Source organism: Cupriavidus sp. 05N40 (genome assembly GCF_056397305.1).
The window spans coordinates 25400-34292 of record NZ_JBFTND010000058.1; the positions used below are offsets into that span (position 1 = coordinate 25400).

An 8893-nucleotide genomic window follows, 5' to 3' on the forward strand; every position below is an offset into this window, starting at 1 on the left:
GTCCCGGCTTCGCGCGCACGTCGGTGAAGCGCTACCTCACCAACCGCTTCCGCGCCGGGGGTCCTAGCCGGCCGCCGCCAGCGATTCCGTGCCCGGCGCCGGCATGTTCTCGACTCTCAGCGTCTGCGGCACCGACAGCGCGATATCGGCCGCGCGCAGCCGCTTGAGGATCTCGAACAGCAGATCGCTCTTGGTGGTGGTGGCGATGCGCGGGCTGCCGACATAGCCCGTCACGCTCAGCGTGATCCCGTTCGGCGCGAGCTGGCTGAACGTGACCGACGGCGCGGGCAGGTCGAGAATGGTCTCGTTCTCGCGATAGGCATCGAGCAGCAGGTCTCGCACCTGCTCCGGATCGATGTTCAGCGGGAAGGTCAGCAGCAATGTCGCCACGCCCTGGGTGCTGTTGCTCATGGTCACGTTGCGCAGGTTCTGCGAGATCAGCTGCGAGTTCGGCACGATCACGGTGGAGCGGTCGCCGAGCTGGATCTCCGTCGCGCGCACATTGATGCGCCGGATGTCGCCCTCCACGCCGCCGATGCTGACCATGTCGCCCACCTTGACCGGCCGCTCGGTCAGGAGGATCAGCCCCGAGACGAAGTTCTTGACGATCTCCTGCAGGCCGAAGCCGATGCCAACCGACAGCGCGCTGACGATCCAGGCCAGGTTCTCCCATCTGACGCCCAGCAGCGACAAGGTCAGCAGTACCACCAGCACGTAGCCGACATTGCTGAACAGCGTGATCAGCGAGGCGCGCAGGCCGGGCTCCGTGAAGACCTTGGGCAGCAGTTCCGCGTCGAGCCAGCGGCGCACCGAGCGCAGCAGCCAGATGCCGGCCGTCAGCGCGATCATCGCGTTCATGATGCGCTCGGGCATGATGTTGAGGCTGCGCAGCCTCTCGCCCCCGAGCACTGTCAGCAGGCTGTTGAGCAGGTCGACGGGCGTGGTGCCGAAGCCGCCGGTCAGCAGGGCGATCACGGCCACCAGGAGCAGCAGGCTCGCGCCAATCCCGGACAACACGGTGGAGACCTGCTCCAGGTGGCTGTCGTTCGCGCCGAACAGCTGCTTGATCACGCGGCCACTGGTGTGATGCGACGAGAACAGGCCTTGGCAGATATCGCGCGTCAGCCGTGTCAGCAGGTACAGGCTGCACAGCACGATGTCGAACCAGACCAGCTCGTAGGTCAGGAAGCGCGCGAAGCTGATATAGCCGACCAGCAGGGCGCCGAGCGAGGCAATGATCGTGATCGTCACGCCGGCGTGGATCATGCCTGCCAGCGCGGCTCGCGCTTCTGGCGGCTCACCGGCCGCCGCCAGCGCGGTGCGCACGCGGTTGGCCCGCAGCAGCGCCGCGCCGATGGTCAGCACCACCACCAGCGAGACCAGGCCGCGGCCCAGCAGCGTGACCTGCACGCTGGTGTCGGCGGTCCGGTTGAGTTGTTCGAGCGTACCGGCCAGCAGCAACAGGCCGGCCAGCACGGTCGGGAACGGCTTCATTGCCAGCGCCACCGGGTCGGCCAGCGCGGGCAGGCGCCACGACGGGTGGCGCGTGCACAGCAGCGCCCGCCCCAGGCCCGCGATCAGCGCGCTGGTCAAGGTCAGCTTCGCCAGTTCGCTGAGCAGGTCCTGCAGTTCAGGCGGCAATGCATAGTGGCGGGTGAAGGCGGTGTAGGCGATCTGTACCGCGAGGGCCGTCGTCACCAGGGTGGTCAGCGTAGTCGCCAGCGCCAGGGCGCTGCGGCGCAACCGGCTTTCCGGCAGCCGCGTCAGGCAGAACCATGCCAGCGCCCGCTCGATCAGCAGCCGGCCGAGTGTCCACACGGCGAGGGCGAGCAGGAGGAGCGCGGCGGTGACGGCCTGCTGCCCGGGCTGCCACGCCAGTTGCAGCATCGACACGAGCTGTTCCTTGAATTCGCCCAGCCGCTCCTGGTCGTCCATCGACGGCGCGGACAACGGCGCCCAGAACTGCGGGTTCAGGATGCTTTCCGAGCGCAAGGCGAGCTGGTTCTTCATCTGGCTGCGCTGCAGCTTGCCGAGTTGCGACTTCAGGTTGGCGATGTTTTCCTTGCTCTCGGCCGCCTGCTTGAGCTCGACGTCCATTTGCGCCCTGCGCGCATTGAGGTCAGCCCGTTGCCGCACGACGGCGGGTGCCTCCGGCGTCCTGCCGGCTTCGGGCGGCGGGCCGAGCACATCGAGCTGTGCCTGCAACTGCGCGCGCTGGGGCGTCAATGCCGTGGCCAGCTTGTCGACGTCCGTCGCCAGTTGCTGGATGACGTCGTCGAGCCCGTCGAGCTTGGTGCCGCTGGTGGCGCTCGACGCCAGTTGCTTGATGCGATCCTGCTCGGTCTGCAGGCGCTTGAGCTCGGCCACCGCCTCGGCGTGCGTCAGGATAGCCGGCTGCGATGCGGCGGCCTCCGACGCCGCTTCGGCGGCAAGGGCTGCCGGCAGGGCCGCCGGCGTCAGGTGGAACAGTGCGACCAGCACAAGGCTCAGCGCGAGCTTGGGAAAATGGCTCATAGCGGAAACACGTTTCGGATGGTCTGGCTGAGCCGGCAATCGCACAATGGCTTGCGATTGTCGTGGCTTCGCCTGCTGGCGGAGCGTCGGGGAACGACAATCGAGGTGCTGGACRGCCGGGGCGCCGGGGAGGAACACAAGGAAGGGGCGCCGCATGACCGGCGATCCACTTCCGCGAGGGGTGGTCAGTGGCCTGGCGGTGTTACCGCGCTCGGGGCCTGCACCGGCCTGGCTGGCGCGGGGTGTGATGACCGGGATTCAGGCGATCGGCTGGCTCGCTGGCGAGCGGATCGCGGAAACCTGGATTATACGCAAGCGTTCAAGTCACACGGCGCGGTGCCGCCAGGCGACGCGCCTTGCTGTTTGCGTGCCGGTCAAGATGGCGCCCGAGCCGTCGCGGCGGGCGAGCGCGGACATGCCGCGGCGAACGCGGCGAACACGGCGCAGATCGCGGCGCCATCCTGGCAGCCCGGTCCGCCAAGTACTATGCTGCCTAGGCTTGGGCAAGGAGGCCGTATGTTGCCGGGTTCCCGCAGTAGTGGCAGGGCGAAGCGCATCGTGCGCGGCATGGCATGCGCGCTGGCTTGCTGCGCCGTGACGGGCTGTGCCGTCGACAAGGGCGCCGCGCCGCCCGATCTCCAGCCCGCCGATGCGGTCCGCACGATCGCCACCATGCGCGCCTCCGGCGTGCAGATCTACCTGTGCAAGCGCGATCAGAACGGGCAATTGCTATGGAGCTTCAAGGCGCCCGAGGCAGACCTGTACGACGCCGGCGGCAAGCTCGCCGTCAAGCACTACGCCGGCCCGAGCTGGGAAGCGCCCGATGGCAGCAAGCTGACCGGCAAGGTTTTGCGGCAGGCGGCGAATGCGCGGGAGCCGGGCAGCATTCCGCTATTGCTGTTGCAGGCGACGAGTGTCGGCGGCGCCGGCCTGCTGGGGTCCGCGCGCTACGTCCAGCGGCTGAATACGCATGGCGGCGTGGCGCTGCCCCAGGCCTGCACGCAGGAAGGGCAGGAAGACCGCGTGCCCTACCGGGCCGACTACGTCTTCATCGAATAGCGCCCGATGGCCGCCGGTGGCGAGACGGAGGCGGGTGAAATGCCCCGCCTTGGCGGGTCACCGGAAAATCTCGCACAATAGGGAACGCACCGACTATCCGCGCAGGTTCCCAGATGAAAGCATTCCTGATCACTTCCTTCCTGGCGTTGTCCGCGTTCAGCGGCGCGGCCTTTGCGCAGGTCGACGACCAGTCGAAGGCGCAGGCGCTGATCCAGACCGTGACGCAGCAGTTGCTCAACGAGGTGCGCACGCATGCGGTCGCGCCAGGCGATATCCCGCGGATCATATCGATCGTGAACCGGGACATCCTTCCCTACACCGACCTGCACCGCACCACGCAGCTCGCCATGGGCCGCTACTGGCGCGCGGCGACGCCGGCACAGCAGCAGCAGGTGATCGAACAGTTCAAGTTGCTGCTGATCCACACTTACGCAGGCGCAATCGCGCAGCTCCGCCCGGACCAGCAGATCGAGTATCCGCCGTCGCGCATCGAGCCGACGGAGACCGACGTGGTGGTGCGCACGGTCGCTACCAATATGACGGGCGGCCAGCCATTGCAGATCGATTACCGCCTGCACAAGACCACCGAAGGCTGGCGCGTATATGACCTGAACGTGCTCGGCGCGTGGCTGGTGCAGACATACCGCCAGCAATTCAACGACATCATCCAGCAAGGCGGCGTGGACGGCCTGATCCGGTCCCTCGCCGAACGCAACGACCGGCTTGTCTCCGGCAGGCAGTGACATCGGCCGTTGCCGGCCGCCGCTGCGCCGTTTGCGCATTGGCGTTCGGCATCCGGGCCATTTCCGCGCAGGCAGGCAAGTGGTGCTTGCATTTTCTGGATTGTCCGGTAAAATGCGCCGCTCACCTTGCCCAGGTGGCGAAATTGGTAGACGCACTAGGTTCAGGTCCTAGCGGTGGCAACACTGTGGAGGTTCGAGTCCTCTCCTGGGCACCAAGTCATGAAGCAAAAGGCCTGCAGCGATGCAGGCCTTTTGTTTTTTCCGCCCCCCGCCTTGCCCCCGATCCCGCAAGATCGCAGTCCGCGCCGGCACGCCGGCAGGGATATTTCCAGGAAGTTGCCGTGCTGCAGCGTACGGCATGGCGCGGTCCGCCGCCGCGCCGGACCTGCCTCGCGCCACCGTCCGCCCTCGGAAAGTCTAATATCGGCTGCCGAAACAAATGAATTCCGCAATACCCGAAAGCCGACCATGATCGTTGCCAAGGGGCCGCGGATCGACTTCTCCCGACCCCAGCAAGAGCAGGCCGGCCGCGGACAAGCGCGGGACCGGCCGGACTCATTATCGAAGTGCTCAAGGAGACTCTGATGATTCCACGACTAATGTCGACCGCCAGCCTGGCTCTGGCCGCCATCCTCGCATGCGGAACCGTCGGCGCACAGCAGCCGCAGCAGCCGCAGCAGCCGATGAACGCAAAGGAAGCCAAGGCGAAATTCGCCGAAACGTTCAAGGCTGCCGACACCGACCACGACGGCAAGCTCACGCGCGAGGAGGCGCAGGCCGGCATGCCCGAGGTCTACAAGCACTTCGACGAGATCGATGTAAAGAAGACCGGCTCGGTCTCGCAAAGGCAGATTGGCGCGTTCTGGGCTGCCAAGGCCAAGCAGCGCGCGACTGCGCAGAATCCGGGCGGGTTGAACTGAGTTGACGACGTTCCCCGGGACCGGCCGGCGTCAGGCCGGCACCGGGGAACGCGAATAGGTGGAGTGCTTGAAGTACGTGAAGTACGCGAAGTACGTGACGCCGATGAAGGACCGCCGAGGTCCTTGCAGTCAGGTCAGCAGGTTGAAGGCGAACCCTAGCGCAATCGCGCCGCCTAGCGCTTCCACTGCCGCCAGCGCGAGAAGGTTCTTCAGAACGAAGGCATCATCCTGCTTGGTCACCATGGTCTTGTCTCCTGAAGTAGGAATCCACGGCTGGAATGTAGTGGCAAGCCAATCGGTACCGATCCACGCTCCAGCCACGTCTCAACTCGCCTTCAGTAGACCGCAACGCAGAACCTGCGAAAAGCTGGCATAAACCCGAATGCAGGCACTCGGGTGAATGCCGACTTGAGAGCGCTGGCGGGAAACGGGAAAATCGTCGCGGATGGCACACCTTCCTCCAGGCTTCTTCCCGAGCGAGCATGCACAAGATGGAAAGCCCCGCGCTGCGTGATTTCGATAGCCTTGTCGAAGCGTCGATGAACGAGTGGCGGGTGCCGGGCGTTGCCGTCGCCGTGATCCGGGATGGCGAGATCCTCCTGTCGAAGGGCTATGGCGTGCGGGATACCGACACCGGCCTGCCCGTGACGGAAGACACGCAGTTTCTCCTGTGCTCGCTGACGAAGTCTTTCACGGCCGCCGGGCTGGGGCTGCTGGTGGACGAGCGCAGGCTCGACTGGGCGCAACCCGTGCGCGACATCATCCCCGAGTTCCGGCTGCACGATGCCGTGGCGACGGAGCGCGTGACGGTGCGGGATCTGCTTTCCCACCACAGCGGACTGCCGCGCCACGACTGGATCCACTCGCCGGGCGACCTCTCCATGGCGCAGATCCTGGCGGCGTTGCGCCATCTGGAGCCAAGCCGCGATCTGCGCGCTGCGTACCAGTACCAGAACCTCGGCTATGTGGTGGCCGGGCACATCGCGGAGCGCATCAGCGGGCAGCGCTGGGAGGCGTTCACCACCGGGCGCCTGCTTGGTCCGCTGGGCTTCGCGCATTTCGGACTCGGCATCGAGGCGCTCGCCGCTGCGCCCGACCACGCGCATCCCCACATCAGGCAGGGCGAAGAAAGCCGGCGCGCGACGCTCACGCCGATCCGCGCGCTAGCCGCCGGCGGGCTCAATGCCTCGGTGTCCGACCTGGCAAGATGGATGCGCTTGCTCATGAACGAGGGCGCCATCGACGGCAAGCCGTTGCTGTCGGCAGATGTCGTGCGCCAGATGATGACGCCGAACGTGCATGCCGGGCGCTCCGTGTTCAGCGAGGTCGGTGACTGTCACTACGGGCTCGGCCTGACGGTGGAGCACTATCGCGGCGAGCGCAAGGTGTCGCATACCGGCTCGTGGGTCGGCTGGGGCACCGCGATGGCGATGCTGCCGGAACGCCGGATCGGCGTCGCGGTGCTGACCAACCGCGACGCCAGCAGCGTGCCGGAAATTCTCGCCTATGCCGCGTTCGACCGGCTCTGTGGCCACCAGCCGGTCGACTGGTTCGGGCGGTTCCGCGCCATGCGCCGCGAGGTGCTGGCCCAGCAGAAGGTCGACCGGCAGGCGCGCGGCGAATTGCGCCGCACCGGAACGGCACCGAGCCACGCGCTTGACGACTATGTCGGCGAGTACGAACACCCGGCCTACGGACGGATCGGCATTGCCAGCGAGGGTGGCAAGCTGGCGTGGTGCTGGCGCGGCATGTCGGGGCCGCTCGAGCATCGCCACTACGACGTGTTCACCGTCCCTGACAAGCCGGCCGAGATCAATCCGGATTGCCTGGCACTCACCTTCGGCTATGACCGGGAGGGCGTCATCGACCGGATCACCGCACCATTCGAGCCAATGGTCGCGGACATTGTCTTTCGCCGCAAGGCCGCCGGCGATGTGCTCGATCCCGCCTTCCGCGCGTTGTGCGCCGGCAGGTTCCTGCATGGCGCGCAGGAAATCGATGTCGTGCTCGACGCGGCGGGCGAGCTGACCTTGCGCATTGCGACGCAGCAGGTTCGCCGGTTGTTGCCGTTCGACGGGCGGTCCTTCGATATCGAGGGGCTCGCCGGATATCGCGTCGCGTTTCGCAGCCCCTCGCCGGGCGTGGTGGACGCGCTCGTCTTCTACCAGCCGGATGGCACGTTCCTGGCGCCGCGACCGGTCATGCCGGCCTGAACGCAGTGCAGCATGGTGCCGCCCGATCCTGCCGGCCCGGGTGAGGCGCCGCCGGGTTTTCCGGATGGCGGCGCTTGCCGGGCGCCAGATTGGCTCCCAATGTCGCGCGGGATCTCCTAACCTTCCTGCACGGACTGGATCGCAGGCGCTCGCGCAAGCTGCGGGCAGCCGCAAATCGCGACGTCGCCGGCCATCGGCCCCCGGGCCCGTGCTCCGCTGCGGCGGCTCGCGGAATCGGACGGCGAAGGGAGGACGAGATGTGCGATCTGTGTGAACTGTGTGATGACGCCCGGCATGCGAGCCATGTTTCGCGCCGCGGCTTCCTGAGGACCGGCGCGCTCGCCGCGCTGGCGCCGTGGAGCATCGGTGCCGCACTCGCGGCCGATGCGCCGGCACCGGGCGCGCCGCCGCAGAACGCGATCGCGCCTGCGCAGGCGTTGAAGCGGCTGATGGACGGCAACGCGCGCTATGCGGCGAACACGCCCGACGAGCGCGATTTTTCGTCCGGCCGCGCCGCCCGCGCGCAGGTGCAGTACCCCATTGCCGCGATCCTGGGTTGCGCCGATTCCCGTGTCGCGCCGGAGCTGGCCTTCGACCAGGCGCCCGGCGACCTGTTTGTCGTGCGCGTCGCCGGCAATATCGTCAGTCCCGACTTGCTGGCCTCCCTGGAATACGGCATCGAGTTCCTGGGGGTGCCGCTGATCGTGGTGCTCGGCCACACCAACTGCGGCGCGGTCGACGCCGCGATCAAGGTGCTGAAGGACAAGGCGGTCCTGCCCGGGCATCTGCCGGGCCTCGTGGCGGCGATCAAGCCGGCGGTGATCGCCGCGGAAAAGACCGGGCCCGCCGACCTGCCCGGCAGCGCGGTCGCGGAGAACGTGCGGCGGCAGGTGATCCGCCTCAAGGCCTCGCCGCCGGTGGTGCAGAAGCGCTACGGCGACAAGAAGATCGACATCGTCGGCGCGGTCTACGATCTGCAGAGCGGGAAGGTCGCGCTGGTGTAGGTCGCGCTCGTGCAGGCGGCGCGGCGGCCGCAACGCCTGACGCGCGCCGCCTTGCGCCGGTGCAAAGATCCTGAAGTCGCCCGCATTTTCCCGAACCCTTGAGACGGCCGCGGGAAGGGCCCGAGAGGAGCGCGCATGATCACCCTCTTTTCCTACCCGGGCCTGTTCGGCCTCGAAGACAACAATCCCTACGGCCTCAAGGTCTTTGCCTTCCTGCGGCTCAGCGGCCTGCCATTCGCGCACCGCCATATCCTCGACACGAAGCTGGCCCCGCGCGGGCAGCTTCCCTATGTGGACGACGACGGCAAGGCGATCGGCGACAGCGACGCCATCGTGCGGCATCTCAAGCAGAAGTACAGCCTGGCCATCGATGCGTCGCTGACCGAGGCGCAGCATGGCCTGGACCACATGATCCGGCGCACGCTGGATGATCTCTACTG

General features: G+C 67.1%; 7 protein-coding genes and 1 tRNA gene. 7 read left to right on the forward strand and 1 reads right to left on the reverse strand.

Features of this window, described 5'->3' with window-relative positions; translation table 11 throughout:
• Positions 1–63 precede the first annotated feature (63 nt).
• A complete protein-coding gene (locus AC1DO7_RS15800; RefSeq protein WP_441650168.1) occupies positions 64–2514 on the reverse strand; it encodes a DUF3772 domain-containing protein in 2451 nt (816 codons plus the stop codon).
• A 516-nt stretch (positions 2515–3030) separates the two neighbouring features.
• Between AC1DO7_RS15800 and AC1DO7_RS15805 the strand changes: the two genes are divergently transcribed.
• From AC1DO7_RS15805 to AC1DO7_RS15835, 7 genes are all read left to right on the forward strand, one after another.
• Positions 3031–3573 carry a DUF3455 domain-containing protein gene (locus AC1DO7_RS15805; protein ID WP_441650169.1) on the forward strand — a complete coding sequence of 181 codons (543 nt, stop codon included), beginning with the start codon at positions 3031–3033 and terminating at the stop codon, positions 3571–3573.
• Positions 3574–3686: 113 nt separating this feature from the next.
• On the forward strand, positions 3687–4316 hold the full coding sequence (locus AC1DO7_RS15810; protein ID WP_441650170.1) for an MlaC/ttg2D family ABC transporter substrate-binding protein: 630 nt from the start codon (positions 3687–3689) through the stop codon (positions 4314–4316).
• A gap of 128 nt (positions 4317–4444) precedes the next feature.
• Positions 4445–4531 (forward strand) — tRNA-Leu (locus AC1DO7_RS15815).
• Between the two features lie 369 nt (positions 4532–4900).
• A complete protein-coding gene (locus AC1DO7_RS15820; protein WP_441650171.1) occupies positions 4901–5236 on the forward strand; it encodes an EF-hand domain-containing protein in 336 nt (111 codons plus the stop codon).
• A gap of 482 nt (positions 5237–5718) precedes the next feature.
• Positions 5719–7449, forward strand: coding sequence for a serine hydrolase (locus AC1DO7_RS15825; RefSeq protein ID WP_441613790.1), 1731 nt, complete (start codon positions 5719–5721; stop codon positions 7447–7449).
• A gap of 89 nt (positions 7450–7538) precedes the next feature.
• Positions 7539–8453 (forward strand): carbonic anhydrase, encoded by a 915-nt coding sequence (locus AC1DO7_RS15830; protein ID WP_441613789.1) that lies wholly within the window; start codon positions 7539–7541, stop codon positions 8451–8453.
• A gap of 135 nt (positions 8454–8588) precedes the next feature.
• A partial coding sequence (locus AC1DO7_RS15835) for a glutathione S-transferase N-terminal domain-containing protein (RefSeq protein ID WP_477116305.1) occupies positions 8589–8893 on the forward strand: 305 nt, incomplete at its 3' end.